Source organism: Streptomyces sp. NBC_00490, from assembly GCF_036013645.1.
Lineage (GTDB): Bacteria > Actinomycetota > Actinomycetes > Streptomycetales > Streptomycetaceae > Streptomyces > Streptomyces canus_F.
Genome location: NZ_CP107869.1, coordinates 7,893,989 through 7,912,077, shown reverse-complemented (window position 1 = coordinate 7,912,077; position 18,089 = coordinate 7,893,989). Strand labels below are relative to the sequence as shown.

Below are 18,089 nucleotides of genomic sequence, written 5' to 3'. Positions count from 1 at the left end.
GCCACGGAATCCCCGGACGCCGCCCACGCCCCCCGTGCGCCGGGGCTAGCCCGCCGCGTATGTCTGGCGCAGCTCGATCTTCCGGACCTTCCCTGACACCGTCATCGGGAAGGACTCCAGCACCTGCAACCGGCTCGGCACCTTGTAGTGGGCCAGCCGCCCCTCGCAGAAGGCCTGCACGTCCGCCAGCGTCGGCGGATCCGCCGGGTCGCGCGCGATGACACAGGCGAGGACCTCCTCGCCGTAGCGCTCGTGCGGGACCCCGACGACCTGGACGTCGGCGATCTTCGGGTGGGCGTAGAGGAACTCCTCGATCTCGCGCGGGTAGATGTTCTCGCCACCCCGGATGATCATGTCCTTGATCCGCCCGACGATCTCGACGTAGCCGTCCTCCCGCATCACCGCGAGGTCACCCGTGTGCATCCAGCGTCCGGCGTCGACGGCCTCGGCGGTCTTCTCGGGCTCGTTCCAGTAGCCGAGCATCACGCTGTAGCCGCGGGTGCACAACTCCCCCGCCACGCCCCGGGGTTGGGTCACCCCGGCCGGGTCGACGACCTTCACCTCGACGTGCGGCAGGACCCGGCCGACCGTGCCCGTGCGGTGTTCCAGGTCGTCGTCGCGCCGGGTCTGCGTGGAGACCGGCGAGGTCTCCGTCATGCCGTAACAGATCGACACCTCGGCCATGTTCATCTCGCCGACCACCCGCTTCATCACCTCCACCGGACAGGGCGAGCCGGCCATGATCCCGGTGCGGAGCGAGGACAGGTCGTACGTCGCGAAGTCGGGGAGGTTCAACTCCGCGATGAACATGGTCGGGACGCCGTACAGCGAGGTGCAGCGTTCCTGCTGGACGGCCTCCAGGGTGGCCTTCGGGTCGAAGGACGGGGCCGGGATCACCATGCAGGCACCGTGGGACGTGGCCGCCAGGTTGCCCATGACCATGCCGAAGCAGTGGTAGAAGGGCACGGGGATGCAGATCCGGTCCTGCTCGGTATAGGCGATCATCTCGCCCACGAAGTAACCGTTGTTGAGGATGTTGTGGTGGGAGAGGGTCGCCCCCTTGGGGAAGCCCGTCGTGCCCGAGGTGTACTGGATGTTGATCGGGTCGTCGCAGGACAGTTCCTCGAACGGCACCGGCGTCCCGCGCGCGATCAGCGCGTCCCAGCCCGGGTCCCCGATGAAGACGGTCTCCCTCAACTGCGGGCACCTGCCGCGCACTTCCTCCACCATCGCCCGGTAGTCGCTGGTCTTGTGGGCGAGGGAGGCGAAGAGGAGGGAGATCCCGGCCTGGTTGAGGACGTACTCGACCTCATGGGTGCGGTACGCCGGGTTGATGTTCACCATGATCGCGCCGATGCGGGCTGTGGCGTACTGGACCAGCACCCACTCGGGACAGTTGACCGCCCAGATGCCCACCCGGTCACCCTTGGCGACACCGCTCGCGAGCAGCGCGTACGCCAACTCGTCGACGGCCGCGCCGAACCGGGCGTACGTCCAGCGCCGCCCGGACGGCACGTCGACGAGCGCCTCGCGGTCCGGCCAACTCGCCACCGCCCGGTCCAGGTTGGCGCCGATCGTGTCACCGAGCAGCGAAGTCCCGCTCGTTCCGTGGCTGTACGACAGGGATGTCACCGGAAGTCCTCCTCGCGGTACTCGGCGTCCGAGCCGGCGGCCGTGGCCTCGCGCAGCTCGATCCGGCGGATCTTGCCGGAGACGGTCTTGGGCAGCGGCGCGAACTCCAGCCGGCGGACGCGCTTGTAGGGGGCGAGGACGTCCCGGGAGTGCTCGAAGAGCACCTTCGCGGTGTCGGGCCCGGGCTCCCAGCCCTCGGCGAGGACGACATAGGCCTTGGGCACGGCGAGGCGCAGCTCGTCCGGCGCGGGCACGACGGCCGCCTCGGCGACCGCCTCGTGCTCCAGCAGGGCGCTCTCCAGCTCGAAGGGGCTGATCTTGTAGTCGGAGGCCTTGAAGACATCGTCGCTGCGGCCGATGTAGGTCAGGTATCCGTCCTCGTCGCGCGAGGCGACGTCACCGGTGCGGTAGTAGCCGCCGGCCATCGCCTCCGCCGTACGGTCGGCGTCGCCGTGGTAGCCGGTCATCAGCCCGACCGGTCGCGCCGAGAGGTCCAGCGCGATCTCGCCCTCGGTGGCGCCGGGAGCCCCGCTGACCGGGTCCAGCAGTTCCACCCGGTAGCCGGGGCTCGGCCGCCCCATGGAGCCCGTCTTCAGCGGCTGGCCGGGGCTGTTGGAGACCTGGACGGCCGTCTCGGTCTGCCCGAAGCCGTCCCGGATGGTGACGCCCCATCCCCGGCGCACCTGCTCGATGACCTCGGGGTTGAGGGGCTCCCCCGCGGCGACCACCTCGCGCGGCGGGGTCCGCAGCTGGGTCAGGTCGGCCTGGATGAGCATGCGCCAGACGGTCGGCGGGGCGCAGAAGGTCGTGACGCCCGCACGGTCCATCTCCGCCATCAGCCGGGCCGCGTCGAAGCGGGTGTAGTTGTGGATGAAGACGGTCGCCTCCGCGTTCCAGGGCGCGAAGAGGTTCGACCAGGCGTGCTTGGCCCAGCCGGGCGAGGAGATGTTCAGGTGCACGTCACCGGGCCTGAGACCGATCCAGTACATGGTGGCCAGGTGCCCGATCGGGTACGAGGTGTGGGTGTGCTCGACCAGCTTGGGGCGGGCGGTGGTGCCCGAGGTGAAGTAGAGCATCAGCGGGTCGTCCGCCCGGGTCTCGCCGTCGGGTGTGAACCGCGGGGAGGCCTCGTAGGCGTCCTCGTACCGGCGCCAGTCCCGGGGAGCGCCGCCGACCGCGATCCGGGTGTAGCCGCCGGGCACGTCGTCGAACTTGGCGGTGTCCTCGGCGCGTACGAGCACATGGCGGACCCGGCCGCGCTCGACCCGGTCGCGCAGATCGGCGGGGCCCAGCAGCGGGGTGGCCGGGATGACGACGGCGCGGAGCTTCATCGCCGCGAGGGCCGTCTCCCACAGTTCGGCCTGGTTGCCGAGCATGACGAGGATGCGGTCCTCGGCGCCCACGCCCTGCGCGCGCAGCCAGTTGGCGGCACGGTCGGAGCGCTCGGACAGCTCCGCGAAGGAGAGCCGGATCTCGCTGCCGTCCTCCTCGACGATGTGCAGGGCGGTCCGGTCGTTCCCTTCGGCAATGACGTCGAACCAGTCGAGCGCCCAATTGAAGCGGTCGGGGCGGGGCCAGCCGAAGCCGTCGTAGGCCGTCGCGTAGTCCTCGCGATGCTGCAGCAGGAAGTCCCGCGCGCTGCGGAAGGCGGCCGTCGTCATGTCTTCTCCTCTGTGCCGGACCATTGCCGGGCGGCTCTCTGCCATCGTGTAATCCGTGATGCAGGTCTCACTACCCCCGAACGGGGGTGTGCGCTGCAGCGAAGGGACGAACGCGTGGCGGTGGACACGGCCGGGACGGTGGAGATTCGCGGTGCGCTGGCGCGGCTGCGGCGGACGACGGGGCTGCCCGTCGCCTTCGGCGGGCTGGTGGAGCCGGGGCGGCCGCGGATGCGCATCAGTGAACTGAGCGGCACGGCCACGGTCGCGCTCCGCTCCCTGGCGGTGGTCTCCGGCAGCGGCCTCGGCGGCAAGGCGGTCGCCCTGGCCCGCCCCTGCGCGGTGACGGACTACTCCTCCTCACGGCAGATCAGCCACGAGTACGACCTGCCGGTCGCCGCCGAGGGGCTGCGGGCGATCGTGGCGGTGCCCGTGGTCGTACGACGCCGGGTGCGGGGCGTGCTCTACGGCGCGCTGCGCACCGCCCAGCCGCTGGGCGACCGCACGCTCAGCGCGGTGGTGGACGCGGCGCGGGACGTGGAGCAGGCGCTGGTGGTGCGGGACGAGGCGCGGGGGCTGGTGGAGGCGTCGCAGGCGGCCCGCGCGGTCGACCCCGTGGGCCGGGAACAGGTGCGGGAAGCGCATGCGGCCCTGCGGGCCCTGGCGCCGCGGATCACCGATCCGGCGCTGCGGGCCGAACTGCTGGACGCCTGCGGCCTCCTCGCCCCCCGGGCACCGGCCGAGGAGATCGCTCTCGCACCCCGTGAGCTGGACGTCCTGGCCTGTGTGGCCGCGGGGGCGACGAACGCGGCGACCGCCGAGCGGCTGGGGCTGCGGCCCGAGACGGTCAAGGGCTATCTGCGCTCGGCGATGCGGAAGCTGGGGACGCACACCCGCGGGGAGGCGGTGGTGGCGGCGCGCCGGGCGGGGGTGCTGCCGTAACACACCGTTGACAATTCATTCATAGAACGGCACTTTGAATTTCTCCATGCTGCAAGGTTGTTATTTCCCTCACCGCGTCGTCGGTCCGAATTTCAAAGAGACCTTGCCTAGAATTTGGCCCGGACACGACACACGAGGGGAGCGGTGACCGTGCGACGGGACTTCAAGGAGCCTGCCAGATGCCGCCCTGACCTGGTCATCGGCCGGGACGAGGTGTTCGGCCAGGCCCGTGAGCAGCTCACCCGGGGCGGCAGCGTGCTCCTGCACGGCCCCGCCGGAATAGGAAAGTCGACCGTCCTGCGGGCATTGGCCGCGGAAAACGGCGGCGCGGCCCGCACCGTCCTGCGCTGCTCGGCCACCGAGTCCGAATCCCACCTCCCCTTCCTCGCCCTCGCCGATCTGCTCGGTCTGGTCCTCGACGAGGTGTCCGGCAAACTGCCCGCGGCCCAGCTCACCGCCCTGGAGTCGGCGCTCACCGGCCGCGGCGAGTCCACCCTGCAACGCGACGGCCTCGCCCTGCGCCTCGCGGTGCTGTCGGCGCTGCGCGCGCTCGCCGCCGAGGGGCCGGTGCTGATCGTCGCCGACGACGTGCAGTGGCTGGACTCGGCCAGCGCCGAGCTCCTCGGCTTCGCCGCCCGGCGCCTCGGTGAGACACCTGTGCGCATGCTGTGCGCGGTCCGCACCGAGGGCCAGGAGTACGACCGTCATCTACGCGCGTCCCCGCCGGACACCCTCGCCCTGCGCGTCAATCCGCTCACCCGCACCCAGGTCTCCGAACTGCTCGGCCACCGCGGCTACACCGGCCTGCCCCGCTCCACGGTCCGGGACATCCACCGCACCAGCGGCGGCAACCCCCTCTTCGCCCTGGAACTCGGCCGAGCCCTCAGCGAGAACCCCACCCCGCCCCGACCGGGCGAGCCGCTGCCCGTGCCCACCTCGCTGCGCACCCTCGTCCTGAACCGGCTGGAGATGCTCTCGGACGAAGCCCGCCGCACCCTCCTCGTCGCCAGCGCCGGCGCCCGCCCCACCCCCGCCCTGCTGCGCGCGGCCGGCCGCGAGAACGCGGAGGCCGAGACCGCCCAGGCGGCGGCGCTCGGACTGCTGGCCACCGATCCCGAGGGGCCCGCCGTACGGTTCGCGCATCCGCTGATCTCTGCCGCGCTGTACGCGGAGGCACCCGCGCACGAACGGCGGGCCGCGCACGCCGCGCTGTCCGAGGCGGCCTCCGACCCGATCGAGCGGGCCCGGCACCTCGCCCTGGCCACCACCGGCACCGACCCCAGGACCGCCAACAGCCTCGCCGAGGCCGCCGCCCTCGCCCGGGACCGCGGGGCCCCCTCGGTCGCCGCCTCCCTCGGACTGCTCGCCGCCCGGCACACCCCGGCCGACGGCACCCCGGATCCGGACGCGCGCCGGCTCCAGGCCGCCGAGGACGCGATCACCGCGGGCGAGCTGGACCTCGCCCGGGACATCGCCCGGGACGTGCTCACCCGGGCGACCGTGCCCGCGGACCGGGTACGGGCCTGGATCATCGTGATCGACACGGCGGGCCACGCCATGACGGAGGTCGACTCGGTCTTCCCCCAGGCCCTCGCCGACGCCGGCGAGGACCCCAAGCTGCTCGCCCTGATCCACTACCAGCTGACCTGGCGGGCCCTGCTGGTGGACGGCGACTTCGACCAGGCCCGCGAGGAGGCCGCGCACTCGGCGGCGCTGGCCGCGCGGGCCGACGACCGCTACAACGAGCTGATGGCGCTCGCCTTCCAGGCCCAGATCGAGACCCTGATGGGCCATCCGGACGCCCCCGCGACCATCAAGCGCGCGCTGACGGAACCCCAGGACCCGAGGGTGGCGTGCCATCACAACGGGGCCGGCTACTCGCGGTTCCGCTGGCTGATCATGAGCGACCAGCTGTCCGAGGCGCGCGCGACGGTCACCGGGCTGCTGCGCGAGGTGCAGCGCCGCGGGTCCGTCGAGAGCGAGGTGCACTTCCTGCGCGGGGTCGCCGAGACCGAGCTGCGCTCCGGGCACTGCGGACGCGCCCTCGACCTCGCCCGGGAGAGCCTCATGCTGGCCCGGGACACCGGCATCGGCGAGGTGGCCTCCGCCGTGCTCACCTCGCTCTGCGAGGCCTCCGGCGGCGACGTGGAGCGGGCACTGGAGCTGGCCCGGGAGGCGGTCGAGCACGCCGAGCGGGACGGCGACCAGATGTACGTCTCCCGCGGCCTCGCCGCCCTCGGCTACGCCCAGCTGGTGGCCGGGGACGCCGAGGGAACGGTGCGCTCGCTGCGCCGGGTGCGGGAGCTGGAGGACGGTCTCGGCATCACCGACCCGGCGCGCGGCCGCTGGCAGGGCGACCTCGCCGAGGCCCTCGTGCGGATCGGGGAGCTGCGCGAGGCGCAGGACGTCGTCGACGTGACCCGCGAGCAGGCGCTGCGGCTCGGCCGCGAGAGCGTGCTCGCGGTGGTGGACCGCGCGGAGGCCCTGGTGCGGGCCGCACGGGGCGAACACGAGGCCGCGCTGGCCCGGCTGACGTCGGTGCAGGACCGGCTGGCCAAGCTGGGCTACGGCCTGGAGGAGGCCCGTACCGCCTTCGCGGTGGTCCAGCTGCGCACCAGGCTGCCCAGACCGACGTCGTACGACGAGGCGGCACGGCTGTTCCGCCGCTGCCGGGCGCTGCCCTGGCTGCGCCAGGTGGACGCGGCGACCGCCCGGCCGGCGGTCGCACCGGAACAGCCCGCGCCCGTACCGACGGCGGACGCCCTGGAGGGCCTCGCCTCGATGGAGCGTCAGGTCGCCGCGCTCGTCATGGAGGGCGCGACCAACCGGGAGATAGCCGCCCGGCTGTTCATCAGCGTCAAGACGGTCGAGGCGACCCTGACCCGGGTCTACCGCAAGCTGGGGATCCGGTCACGCGTGGACATCGTCCGACTGGCGGCGGGCCGCCGTACCGAGTGACGGGCCGCGGGTCCTCGTGGCCCGCGCGGGGTTTGCCGTGCTCCCATCGAGGGTTTTCCCTGTCCAACTCCCCTAGGGGGTTCCCTCATTGGGAAGGGGAACTTCCGAGTTCTAGGTTATGAACGTGCCGCTCGCCCGGGCATACGGGGGTCGGTCCCGCGACCCCCGTGCTCCACCCCCCACACCCGCGCGAACCCCACCGGCAACCCCCACTGAGGAGACTCATGTTCGGGCTCGACCGCGCAAAGAAGACCGCCGCGCTCCTCGCGGCGACCGCTGCCGCCGCAGCGACAGCACTGATCGGCGCCCCCAACGCCGTCGCCGCTCCCCAGCCCATCGTCGGCGGTACGACGACCACGACGACCACGTACCCCTTCATGATGCAGATCACGGACGCCTCGCAGAACCAGTTCTGCGGCGGCACCCTGGTCTCCTCCACCAAGGTCGTGACCGCGGCCCACTGTATGGTCGGCGAGACCACCAGCAGCGTGAGAGTCGTCGGCGGCCGCACCTACCTCAACGGCACGAACGGCACGGTCAGCCGGGTCAGCAAGATCTGGATCAACCCGTCCTACACGGACGCCACCAACGGTGACGACGTGGCCGTCCTCACCCTCTCGACGGCGATGTCGTACACCCCGGCGTCGTACGTCTCCTCGTCCCAGACCAGCGTGTACGCGGCCGGCACCACGGCCCGCATCCTCGGCTGGGGCACCACGTCGGCGGGCGGCAGCTCGTCCAACCAGCTGCGCACCGCGACGGTGCCGATCGTCTCCAACACCAGCTGCGCGAGCAGCTACGGCTCGGACTTCATCGCGTCCGACATGGTTTGCGCCGGATACACCTCCGGCGGCACAGACACCTGCCAGGGCGACAGCGGCGGTCCCCTGCTCATCGGGGGCGTCCTGGCAGGGATCACTTCATGGGGAGAGGGCTGCGCGCAGGCCGGTTACCCGGGTGTCTACACCCGGCTGACCACCTTCTCGAGCCTGGTGACCACGCAGGTCAACTCATAACCCGGAAGTTCTCCTGAGCACCCCTCAGGTGAAATACCAGGGGGCGTTGCGGGCCTCCACGAGCGGCCCGCAGCGCCCCCTATCCATGTCCGCCAGGCGTCCCTCAGGACTCCCGTACGACGGTCCCGAAGCGGATGTCGTACGACGACCCGGGGTGCATGACGGCCAGCATCCGCTCCCCTTCCTCGGTGACCTCCTCGCGCTGCGCCCTGGTGAGCGTGCCGAAGGGTTCGACGACCAGCGCGTTCTCCTCCAGCTTCCAGACCCCGGCGAGGAAGCCGTCGACGAGGAGGGTGCTGTAGGCCATGTTCCCGACCCAGCTGCGCCCCCAGTACGCGGGCGGGATCACGCGGGTGCGGTCGGCGTGGGACAGGAGGAGGTTGTCGAACTCGGGCAGGAAGCGGGGCGGGGCCGGGGTGCCGGCGTCGGGGTGGGGAGCGTCGGGGAGGTCGAAGAGCTCGACACCCTTCTCGTCACGGAAGGTCACCAGCCGCGGGCGCAGCCGCTCGAAGGCCTCACGCAGCCGGGTCAGTCCGGCCCAGGTCTGCATGTCCTTGACGGAGGCGGGACCGAAGGCGGCGAGGTAGCGCAGCACGGTCGCGTCCGGTGCCGGGGCCGGTTCGGTGGGGCGGCCCAGCCAGTGCTCGGCGGTGGTGAGGGCGACCTGCCCGCTCCTGCCCCACAGTCCGCGCGGGGTGACCTGGACGAGCGGGAGCCGGCAGCGGGCGGCGATCCCGAGGGCCTGCGGGTCGGCGTCCGGCCACTGGGCGAGGAGCTCCTCGCGCAGCTGCTTCATGGTGCGGGGCTCGGCCTCGACGAGGTCGCGGGCGAGGGCGGCGAGGCGGTCGAGGTCGACGCCCTGGAGCCCCTTGCGGAACAGCGTGAGTTCGCGGTCGCGGGCGGCCTGCACCAGCGGGCGCAGGGTGAGCGCGTCCTCGGCGGTGTGGGTGTGGATGGTGGAGCGCATGGTGACGATGCGGACGACCTCGCGGTCGGCCATCAGGGCGGACAGCTCCTCGGGCGCGAAGCCGTCGAGGCGGGCCGCGAGCGCGTAGTACGGGGGTTTGACGTTCTGGGCCTGGAGGCCGAGCAGATGCTCGACGGCCGCCTCGGCGGACAGGTCCGCGCGGCGCAGCAGCAGCTGCCGGTCGAGGGTCGCGCGGTTCAGGGCGCGGGTGTCGAGCACGGGGGCCGTCGTCTTCGTCATGGGGAACACGTTACGGAGGCTTGCGGACACCTTCTGTCCGCAACTCTCACCGGTTCCCGCCTCCCGCGGACACGCCGACGCCGTATGTCCCGTATATCCTGCCCGTGATCACCCAGCCGTCGGCTCGATCCGGGAGGCAGCCGCGATGGCCGAGCGACGCGCCCGTCCGACCTCCAAGAGCGGGGGAAGGTCCGCCTGGCGCCGTGCCCTGACCTCACCGCCCCCGCCGGAGCAGCCGTCGGCCCGGCGGGCCGAGGCGGCACAGGCGGAACCCGAGCAGGCGAGCGTCGTCCAGGCGGCCCTGTACCGGGACGGGGTCCGGGTCTCCTCCCCCGCGACCCTCGCCGACACCTTCCGTGAGCTGCGCGAGCAGCCCTCGGGCATGGCGTGGATCGGTCTGGCCCGCCCCACCGAGGCCGAACTCCTCTCCCTGGCCGCCGAGTTCGACCTGCACCCGCTGTCGGTCGAGGACGCGATGGAGGCCCATCAGCGGCCCAAGCTGGAGCGCTACGGCGACACACTCTTCGTCGTCCTGCGCGCGGCCCGCTATCTGGACGCCTCGGAGGAGGTCGACTTCGGCGAGCTGCATGTCTTCCTCGGCCCCGACTTCGTCATCACGGTCCGGCACGGCGCGGCGCCCGATCTGTCCGCGGTGCGCCGCCGCATGGAGGAGACGCCGGAGCTGCTGAAGCTGGGTCCCGAGGCGGTCCTGTACGCGATCCTGGACGCGGTGGTGGACGGCTATCTGCCGGTCGTGTCGGGGGTCCAGAACGACGTCGACGAGATCGAGACGGAGGTCTTCCGCGGCGACCCGGAAGTCTCCCGCCGTATCTACGAACTCTCCCGCGAAATGGTCGAGTTCCAGCGCGCCACCCGCCCCCTGGTCGGCATGCTGCACGGTCTGATGGCCGGCTTCTCCAAATACGGCACCGACGACGAACTCCAGCGCTACCTCCGCGACGTCGCCGACCACGTCACCCACACCAGCGAACGCGTCGACGGCTTCCGCCTGGCCCTCACCGAGATCCTCACGGTGAACGCGACCCTGGTCACCCAGCAGCAGAACGCGGAGATGCGGGCGCTGGCGGAGGCGGGGTTCGAGCAGAACGAGGAGATCAAGAAGATCTCGTCCTGGGCGGCGATCCTGTTCGCCCCCACCCTCGTCGGGACGATCTACGGCATGAACTTCGACCACATGCCGGAACTGAGCTGGGGCTTCGGCTACCCCTTCGCGGTCGGTCTGATGGGCGTGGTCTGCGTCAGTCTGTACGTCATTTTCAAGCGCCGGGACTGGCTCTAACGGGCAGGTGGGCGGCGTCACAGTATCCGCGAGGGAAACGTCACAGGCGTTCCTCTGCTCCGGCTGGAGCCCGCTGGCCTAGCATCCGACGCATGACGGTCCTGCCTGACGACGGGCTTGAGCTGGCCGGTGAGTTCCCTGACGTTCCCCACGAGCAGTGGCAGCGCCTCGTGGCGGGTGTCCTGCGCAAGGCGGGCAAGGACGTCGAGGACTCCGCGGCCGAGGAAGCCCTGTCCACCGCGCTGGAGGACGGGTTGCGCACCCGGCCTCTGTACTCCGCGCCCGATGCCGCGCCCGACCCCGGCCTGCCCGGTTTCGCCCCCTTCGTACGCGCGGGGCGTCCCGAAGGGAACACGGTCGGCGGCTGGGACGTACGGCAGCGGCACACGGCGGCCGACGGCGCCGCCGTCCTGGCCGACCTGGAGAACGGCGTCGGCTCGCTGTGGCTGGGTGTCGGTGAGGGCGCCATCCCGGTGGCGTCGCTGGGCCGCGTCCTCGACGGCGTCTACCTCGACCTGGCGCCGGTCGTCCTCGATGCCGGAACCGAACTCGAGCCCGCCGCACGCGAGTTGCTGCGACTGTACGAGGAGCGGGGCGTCGCCAGGGAGGCGGCGCGCGGCAATCTGGGCGCCGACCCGCTCGGCCACGAGGCCCGTACCGGGCAGCGCCAGGACGTCGCGCCGGTGGCCGCGCTCGCCCGGCAGTGCGCCGGGGAGTACCCGGGGCTGCGGGCGCTGACCGTGGACGCGCTGCCGTACCACGAGGCCGGCGGCTCGGCCGCGCAGGAGCTCGGCGCCTCACTGGCGACCGGTGTCGCGTATCTGCGGCTCCTCACCGAGGCCGGGCTGAGCGTCGAACAGGCCTGCGGGCAGCTGGAGTTCCGGTACGCGGCGACCGCCGACCAGTTCCTGACGATCGCCAAGCTGCGGGCCGCGCGCCGGCTGTGGGCCCGGGTCGCCGAGGCCTGCGGGGCACCGGGCGCGGGGGCCCAGCTCCAGCACGCGGTGACCTCACCGGTGATGATGACGCGCCGCGACCCGTGGGTGAACATGCTGCGCGCGACCATCGCCACGCTGGCCGCCGGTGCGGGCGGCGCCGAGTCCGTCACGGTGCTGCCCTTCGACGACGCGCTCGGGCTGCCGGACGCGTTCGCACGGCGCATCGCCCGCAACACCTCGACGATCCTCATCGAGGAGTCGCACCTGGCCCGGGTCATCGACCCGGCGGGCGGCTCCTGGTACGTGGAGCGGCTCACCGACGAACTCGCCCACGCGGGCTGGGAGTTCTTCCAGGAGATCGAGCGGGCGGGCGGCCAGGCGGCCGCCCTGCGCTCCGGACTGCTCCGCGACCGGCTCGCCGAGACCTGGGCCGCGCGCAGCGCCAAGCTCGCCAAGCGGCGTGAACCCATCACCGGCGTCAGCGAGTTCCCGAACCTGGGCGAGAAGCCCGTCGTGCGCGAGCCCGCGCCCGAGCCGCCGTCCGGCGGTCTGCCCCGGGTCCGGCGCGACGAGGCGTACGAGGCGCTGCGCGCCCGCTCCGACACCCATCTGGCCGCGACCGGCGCCCGGCCCAGGATCTTCCTGGCGGCCCTGGGTCCGGCCGCCGCCCACACCGCCCGGCTCACCTTCGCGGCCAACCTCTTCCAGGCGGGCGGCATCGAGCCCGTCACCGGGGGCACGTTCGAGGACAGCGGGGCCGGCGAGGTCTGTCTGTGCTCCAGCGACGCCCTGTACGAGGAGCGGGCCGAGAGTGCGGCGGCCGAGCTGAGGGCCGCCGGTGCCTCGCATGTGTCCCTCGCGGGGCGGCCCGGGCAGTACACCGGTGTCGACTCGTACGTCTTCGCGGGCTGTGACGCGGTCGCCGTCCTGTCCGCCACCCTCGACCGCATGGGAGTGTCCTGATGACCACCCCCTCCGTCCCCGACTTCTCCGGGATCGAACTGGGGGCCCCGGCCCCCGCCGGCGGCGCCGACGAGTGGCAGGCGGCGCTCAAGAAGGCGGCCGGCGGCGACGACCTGCTGTGGGAGACCCCGGAGGGCATCCCGGTCAAGCCCCTCTACACCGGGCAGGACCTGGAGGGCCTGGACTTCCTGGCGACCTACCCGGGCGCGGCCCCGTATCTGCGCGGCCCCTACCCGACGATGTACGTCAACCAGCCCTGGACGATCCGCCAGTACGCGGGCTTCTCCACCGCCGAGGAGTCCAACGCCTTCTACCGGCGCAACCTCGCGGCCGGCCAGAAGGGCCTGTCGATCGCCTTCGACCTGCCCACCCACCGCGGTTACGACAGCGACCATCCGCGGGTGACCGGTGACGTCGGCATGGCCGGCGTGGCCATCGACTCCATCTACGACATGCGGCAGCTGTTCGACGGCATCCCGCTGGACAAGATGACCGTGTCGATGACGATGAACGGCGCCGTGCTGCCGGTCCTCGCGCTGTACATCGTCGCGGCGGAGGAACAGGGCGTACCGCCGGAGAAGCTGGCCGGGACCATCCAGAACGACATCCTCAAGGAGTTCATGGTCCGCAACACCTACATCTATCCGCCGACCCCGTCGATGCGGATCATCTCCGACATCTTCGCGTACACCTCGCAGCGGATGCCGCGCTACAACTCCATCTCCATCTCCGGCTACCACATCCAGGAAGCCGGTGCGACGGCCGACCTGGAGCTGGCGTACACCCTCGCCGACGGTGTGGAGTACATCCGGGCGGGCCGCGAGGCGGGCCTGGACGTGGACGCGTTCGCACCCCGGCTCTCCTTCTTCTGGGCGATCGGCATGAACTTCTTCATGGAGATCGCCAAGCTGCGCGCGGCCCGCCTGCTGTGGGCGAAGCTGGTGAAGCAGTTCGACCCGCAGAACGCCAAGTCGCTGTCCCTGCGCACCCATTCGCAGACCTCGGGCTGGTCGCTGACCGCACAGGACGTGTTCAACAACGTCACGCGCACCTGCGTCGAGGCGATGGCCGCCACCCAGGGCCACACCCAGTCGCTGCACACCAACGCCCTCGACGAGGCGCTCGCGCTGCCCACCGACTTCTCGGCGCGCATCGCCCGCAACACCCAGCTCCTCCTCCAGCAGGAGTCCGGCACGACCCGGGTCATCGACCCGTGGGGCGGCAGCGCGTACGTGGAGAAGCTGACGTACGACCTCGCGCGCCGGGCCTGGCAGCACATCCAGGAGGTCGAGGCGGCGGGCGGCATGGCCAAGGCCATCGACGCGGGCATCCCCAAGCTGCGCATCGAGGAGGCGGCGGCCCGTACCCAGGCCCGTATCGACTCCGGGCGCCAGCCGGTGATCGGTGTCAACAAGTACCGCGTCGAGACCGACGAGAAGATCGACGTCCTCAAGGTCGACAACTCCTCGGTGCGCACCCAGCAGATCGAGAAGCTGCGGCGGCTGCGCGCGGAGCGGGACGAGCAGGCGTGCCAGGACTCGCTGGACGCGCTCACCCGGGCGGCCGGCGGTGAGGGCAACCTGCTGGAACTGGCGGTGAACGCGGCCCGCGCCAAGGCCACCGTCGGGGAGATCTCCGACGCCCTGGAGAAGGTGTACGGGCGGCACGCGAGCCAGATCCGTACGATCTCCGGCGTGTACCGCAACGAAGCCGGCGAGTCCCCGTCCGTGGACCGCACCCGCGCCCTGGTGTCCGACTTCGCCGAGGAGGAGGGCCGACGGCCGCGCATCCTGGTCGCCAAGATGGGCCAGGACGGCCATGACCGCGGCCAGAAGGTCATCGCCACCGCCTTCGCCGACCTCGGCTTCGACGTCGACGTCGGCCCCCTGTTCCAGACGCCGGCCGAGGTGGCCCGGCAGGCCGTCGAGGCGGACGTGCACATCGTCGGCGTCTCCTCGCTGGCCGCGGGGCATCTCACCCTCGTACCGGCGCTCAGGGAGCAGCTGGCCGAGGAGGGCCGCGAGGACATCATGATCGTGGTCGGCGGGGTGATCCCGCCGCAGGACGTTCCCACGCTCCTGGAGATGGGCGCGGCCGCCGTCTTCCCGCCGGGGACGGTGATCCCGGACGCGGCGTACGACCTGGTCAAGCGACTGTCGGACGACCTCGGGCACGACCTGTGATCGATGTCGACGCGTATGTGAAGGGTGTGCTCGACGGCAAGCGTGCGCTCGTCGCCCGCGCCATCACGCTCGTCGAGTCGACCCGGCCCCGGCACCGGGCGCTGGCACAGGAGTTGCTCACCGAGCTGCTCCCGCACAGCGGCCGGGCCCGGCGGATCGGGATCAGCGGCGTGCCGGGGGTGGGCAAGTCGACGTTCATCGACGCGTTCGGCACCCAGCTCACCGGTCAGGGCCATCGGGTCGCCGTCCTCGCGGTCGACCCGTCGTCGAGTCGTACGGGCGGCTCCATCCTGGGCGACAAGACCCGGATGGAGCGCCTCGCCGTGGACCCGGCGGCGTTCGTGCGTCCCTCCCCCAGCGCGGGCACGCTCGGCGGCGTCGCCAAGGCGACCCGCGAGTCGATGGTCGTGATGGAGGCGGCCGGCTACGACGTGATCCTGGTCGAGACGGTCGGCGTCGGCCAGTCCGAGACCACCGTGGCGAACATGGTCGACTCCTTCCTGCTCCTGTCCCTCGCCCGTACCGGCGACCAGCTCCAGGGCATCAAGAAGGGCGTCCTGGAGCTGGCCGACGTGATCGCGGTGAACAAGGCGGACGGCCCGCACCAGCGGGACGCGCAGGCCGCGGCCCGGGAGTTGGCGGGTGCGCTGCGGCTGATGCACGGCAAGGACGCGTTCTGGACGCCGCCGGTGCTGAGTTGCAGCGCGCGGGAGTCGACGGGCCTGGACACCGTGTGGGAGCGGCTCGAGCAGCACCGCACCCTGCTGGACTCGACCGGGCGGCTCGCCGCCAAGCGCCGTGACCAGCAGGTCGACTGGACGTGGAGCATGGTTCGCGACGAGCTCCTCGGCCGGCTGCACGCCGATCCCGCGGTACGCGCGCTGGCGCCCGGGCTCGAACAGCAGGTCAGGAACGGCGAGTTGACGGCGACGCTGGCCGCGGAGCGGATCCTCGGAGCGTTCGGGGAGAGCTGACCCCGCCCTCAGAGGGCGGGGGTGACCTGTTGGCGCGCGCTCAACCTCCCTGCTCCGAAGTTCAGTTGACCTCGGCGTGTACGGTCGTGGCATGGCGCGCATCCTGGTCATCGGCGGTGGAACAGGCGGTACGGCGACGGCGCTCGCCCTGCACAAGGCGGGCTTCGACGTCGAAGTGCACGAGGCGCATCCCGACTCGGCGGAGGACCTGGGCGCGTTCCTCACCCTGGCCGGCAACGGCATGCGGGCGCTCGCGCAGATCGACGCCACCGACGCGGTCACCGCGATCGGCTTCCCGTTGCGCTCGATGCGGCTGCTCGACGCAAAGGGCGCTGAGGTGGCCAACGGCCCGCTCGGCGAGGCCGACGACCCGCTCCTGCGGTTTCGCTGCCTGCGCCGCGGCGACCTCAACTCGGCGTTGCAGAAGGAGGCTTCCCGCCGGGGCGTCCCCGTCCGGCACGGCGTTCGGCTCGCCTCCGTAGAGGAGGGCCCCGACAGCGTCACCGCCCGTTTCACGGACGGCAGCAGCGCGACGGGCGACCTCCTCATCGGCGCCGACGGCGTCAACTCCACCGTCCGGAAGGCCATAGCGCCCGACGTCCGCCCCGTCTACGCGGCCCAGCGCGTCTTCTACGGCATGACGCGCGACGCCCGACCGCCCGGCGAGGACGGGCAGTTCACCATGGTGCGGTGCAGCGAGGCCGCCTTCGGGTACACGGTGTCGCCCGACGGGGAGACCTACTGGTTCGCCCGCGTGACCGACGACCCGCTGACCGCCGAGGAGTTGACCCGCGGCGGATGGCGCGACCCGCTGGTGTCGCTGCTGCGCCGGGACACCGGCCCCGCCGCGGACATCGTGGCGGCCACTGGACCCGGCGCCGGCGAGGTGCTGGTCACCAACGCCACCGAGATACCTCCGGGCACCCCCTGGCGCTCCGCGCGGACCCTGCTCGTCGGCGACGCGGCCCACGCGGCCTCCCCCGCGACCGGGCAGGGCGCCTCGATGGCCCTGGAGGACGCCGTCGTGCTCGCGAAGTCCCTGCGCGACACGCCGGACACCGGCACCGGGCTCGCCCTGTACGAGGCGCTGCGCCGCCCGCGTGTGGAGCACAACACGGTGGTCAGCGGGAGTCTGTCCCGCGGAGGCCGGGGCGGTACGGTCCCCCGGCCCCGGGAGGAGGACCTCCCCCGGCTCCTCGACTGGGGCACGGCCGTCTCCGGGTGAGCGTCAGATCCAGCCGTCGAGGGACTTCATGAACCCGTCGAAGTCGTCGCGGTGGATGGTGTGTCCCGCGCCGGTCACCGTACGGACCTCGAAACCGCTCGCCCGCAGCCGCACCACGTCGTCGTCGCCGACCAGGTGACTGGGGTCGGCGAGCTGGACCAGGGAGGGCACGGCCGGGCGGTCGGGGACGAAGCCGGTGAGCGGGCGGCCGTCGAGGAAGTACGAGGTGTCCGCGTCCCAGTCCGCCAGCGTGGCCGCCTCCACGTCGATGTCCTCGGCCGCCCAGTGCGGGTTGATCCGCGCTATGTGCTCGCGGGTGAGGTTCTTGGCGGACGCGAACGCCTCGGTGTCCAGCGGCTGTTCGGGATTGCGGGCCGACCAGGCGGGGTCCGAGTAGACCGCCCGCAGCGGGCGTAGCCGCTCCACGACCAGGGAGAGGCTCAGCCCGCCGAGGGAGTGCCCGACGGCGAGGTCGGCTCCCGTCGGCAGCGTGTCGACGAGGTCGTCGGCGAAGTGCCGCGGACTGTACTCGCCGCGCGGCGACAGACCGTGGCCGCGCAGGTCGACCGCGATGACCCGGTAGCCGTGGTCGGCGAGCGCCGGGCCGACGCGGCGCCAGGTACGGGAGTCGGACATGATGCCGTGCACGAGCAGGGCGGTTCTGTCGCCGGTGTCCCATTCACGGGTGTGGAGTCGCACGTCGGGCCTTTCGTGCCGGTGGGTTCGCCGCGGTCAGTCCGCGGGTTTCTCCCATACGGAAACATGGCCGGCGCTGTCGCTGGTGAAGGGGTCCCTCGTCCACCCTTCCCAGCGTTCGCGCAGCCGCAGTCCGGCGAGCTGTGCCATGAGGTCGAGTTCGGCGGGCCACACGTAGCGGAAAGGGATCTCGTCGTATGTCCCGCGCCCGTCGACCACGCTCACATGGTGCGAACTCATCCGCTGCGTGGCCACGTCGTAGGTGTCGAACCCCAGTCGCCGCGCCAGCGTCGGCGCGGCGCCGAAGCCGACCTGGGCGGCCGCGAGGACCGCACCCGCGAAGGGCGTCCGGGGACCGGCGGCGGTCACGGGTGCGGCCGGGATGCCGGAGAGCCGT

12 protein-coding genes and 1 pseudogene are annotated in these 18,089 nt (G+C 72.1%); 8 read left to right on the top strand and 5 right to left on the bottom strand.

Translation table 11 applies throughout. The features are described 5' to 3' along the window. Positions 1 to 45 precede the first annotated feature (45 nt). The gene (locus OG381_RS36055) at positions 46 to 1,632 is read right to left on the bottom strand and encodes an AMP-binding protein (RefSeq protein ID WP_327720188.1); all 1,587 of its coding nucleotides are present in this window, start codon (positions 1,630 to 1,632) and stop codon (positions 46 to 48) included. Further along, positions 1,629 to 3,293, bottom strand: coding sequence for an AMP-binding protein (locus tag OG381_RS36050; RefSeq protein ID WP_327720187.1), 1,665 nt, complete (start codon positions 3,291 to 3,293; stop codon positions 1,629 to 1,631). The genes OG381_RS36055 and OG381_RS36050 overlap by 4 nt, the downstream gene beginning before the upstream one ends. 114 nt (positions 3,294 to 3,407) lie before the next feature. Here OG381_RS36050 and OG381_RS36045 point away from each other — a divergent pair, with 114 nt between their 5' ends. The 3 genes from OG381_RS36045 to OG381_RS36035 all read left to right on the top strand — a co-directional run bounded on the left by OG381_RS36045 (position 3,408) and on the right by OG381_RS36035 (position 8,206). Beyond that, entirely contained in the window at positions 3,408 to 4,232 is an 825-nt protein-coding gene (locus tag OG381_RS36045; RefSeq protein ID WP_327720186.1) for a helix-turn-helix transcriptional regulator, read from the top strand. A 144-nt stretch (positions 4,233 to 4,376) separates the two neighbouring features. Continuing rightward, complete coding sequence (locus tag OG381_RS36040; RefSeq protein WP_327720185.1) at positions 4,377 to 7,190, top strand: helix-turn-helix transcriptional regulator; 2,814 nt, start codon at positions 4,377 to 4,379, stop codon at positions 7,188 to 7,190. 224 nt (positions 7,191 to 7,414) lie between these two features. Continuing rightward, on the top strand, positions 7,415 to 8,206 hold the full coding sequence (locus OG381_RS36035; RefSeq protein WP_327720184.1) for a S1 family peptidase: 792 nt from the start codon (positions 7,415 to 7,417) through the stop codon (positions 8,204 to 8,206). Between the two features lie 103 nt (positions 8,207 to 8,309). Here the strand turns inward: OG381_RS36035 and OG381_RS36030 are convergent, their stop codons facing one another. Further along, positions 8,310 to 9,413 carry a winged helix DNA-binding domain-containing protein gene (locus OG381_RS36030; protein ID WP_327720183.1) on the bottom strand — a complete coding sequence of 368 codons (1,104 nt, stop codon included), beginning with the start codon at positions 9,411 to 9,413 and terminating at the stop codon, positions 8,310 to 8,312. Between the two features lie 145 nt (positions 9,414 to 9,558). On the opposite strand from OG381_RS36030, the gene OG381_RS36025 reads away from it, so the two are divergent. From OG381_RS36025 to OG381_RS36005, 5 genes are all read left to right on the top strand, one after another. After that, positions 9,559 to 10,713, top strand: coding sequence for a magnesium and cobalt transport protein CorA (locus OG381_RS36025; protein ID WP_327720182.1), 1,155 nt, complete (start codon positions 9,559 to 9,561; stop codon positions 10,711 to 10,713). Positions 10,714 to 10,805: 92 nt separating this feature from the next. Further along, positions 10,806 to 12,614, top strand: a complete 1,809-nt coding sequence (locus tag OG381_RS36020) for a methylmalonyl-CoA mutase family protein (protein ID WP_327720181.1) — start codon at positions 10,806 to 10,808, stop codon at positions 12,612 to 12,614. Next, a complete protein-coding gene (gene scpA / locus OG381_RS36015; RefSeq protein WP_327720180.1) occupies positions 12,614 to 14,797 on the top strand; it encodes a methylmalonyl-CoA mutase in 2,184 nt (727 codons plus the stop codon). The genes OG381_RS36020 and scpA overlap by 1 nt, the downstream gene beginning before the upstream one ends. After that, complete coding sequence (meaB, locus tag OG381_RS36010) at positions 14,794 to 15,771, top strand: methylmalonyl Co-A mutase-associated GTPase MeaB (RefSeq protein WP_327720179.1); 978 nt, start codon at positions 14,794 to 14,796, stop codon at positions 15,769 to 15,771. The genes scpA and meaB overlap by 4 nt, the downstream gene beginning before the upstream one ends. A 91-nt stretch (positions 15,772 to 15,862) precedes the next feature. Beyond that, positions 15,863 to 16,996 (top strand): FAD-dependent monooxygenase, encoded by a 1,134-nt coding sequence (locus tag OG381_RS36005; RefSeq protein ID WP_327720178.1) that lies wholly within the window; start codon positions 15,863 to 15,865, stop codon positions 16,994 to 16,996. Between the two features lie 3 nt (positions 16,997 to 16,999). Here the strand turns inward: OG381_RS36005 and OG381_RS36000 are convergent, their stop codons facing one another. Beyond that, complete coding sequence (locus OG381_RS36000; protein ID WP_327720177.1) at positions 17,000 to 17,695, bottom strand: alpha/beta fold hydrolase; 696 nt, start codon at positions 17,693 to 17,695, stop codon at positions 17,000 to 17,002. A 33-nt stretch (positions 17,696 to 17,728) separates the two neighbouring features. Beyond that, positions 17,729 to 17,971: pseudogene (locus OG381_RS35995) on the bottom strand (SAM-dependent methyltransferase); the annotation flags it as partial. Positions 17,972 to 18,089 lie beyond the last annotated feature (118 nt).

Excerpts from the sequence above, each read along its gene's own strand:
- OG381_RS36050 (WP_327720187.1), bottom strand. The coding sequence starts at position 3,293 with ATGACGACGGCCGCCTTCCGCAGCGCGCGGGACTTCCTGCTGCAGCAT.
- OG381_RS36035 (WP_327720184.1), top strand. The coding sequence starts at position 7,415 with ATGTTCGGGCTCGACCGCGCAAAGAAGACCGCCGCGCTCCTCGCGGCG.
- OG381_RS36030 (WP_327720183.1), bottom strand. The coding sequence starts at position 9,413 with ATGACGAAGACGACGGCCCCCGTGCTCGACACCCGCGCCCTGAACCGC.
- OG381_RS36025 (WP_327720182.1), top strand. The coding sequence starts at position 9,559 with ATGGCCGAGCGACGCGCCCGTCCGACCTCCAAGAGCGGGGGAAGGTCC.
- OG381_RS36020 (WP_327720181.1), top strand. The coding sequence starts at position 10,806 with ATGACGGTCCTGCCTGACGACGGGCTTGAGCTGGCCGGTGAGTTCCCT.
- scpA (WP_327720180.1), top strand. The coding sequence starts at position 12,614 with ATGACCACCCCCTCCGTCCCCGACTTCTCCGGGATCGAACTGGGGGCC.
- OG381_RS36005 (WP_327720178.1), top strand. The coding sequence starts at position 15,863 with ATGGCGCGCATCCTGGTCATCGGCGGTGGAACAGGCGGTACGGCGACG.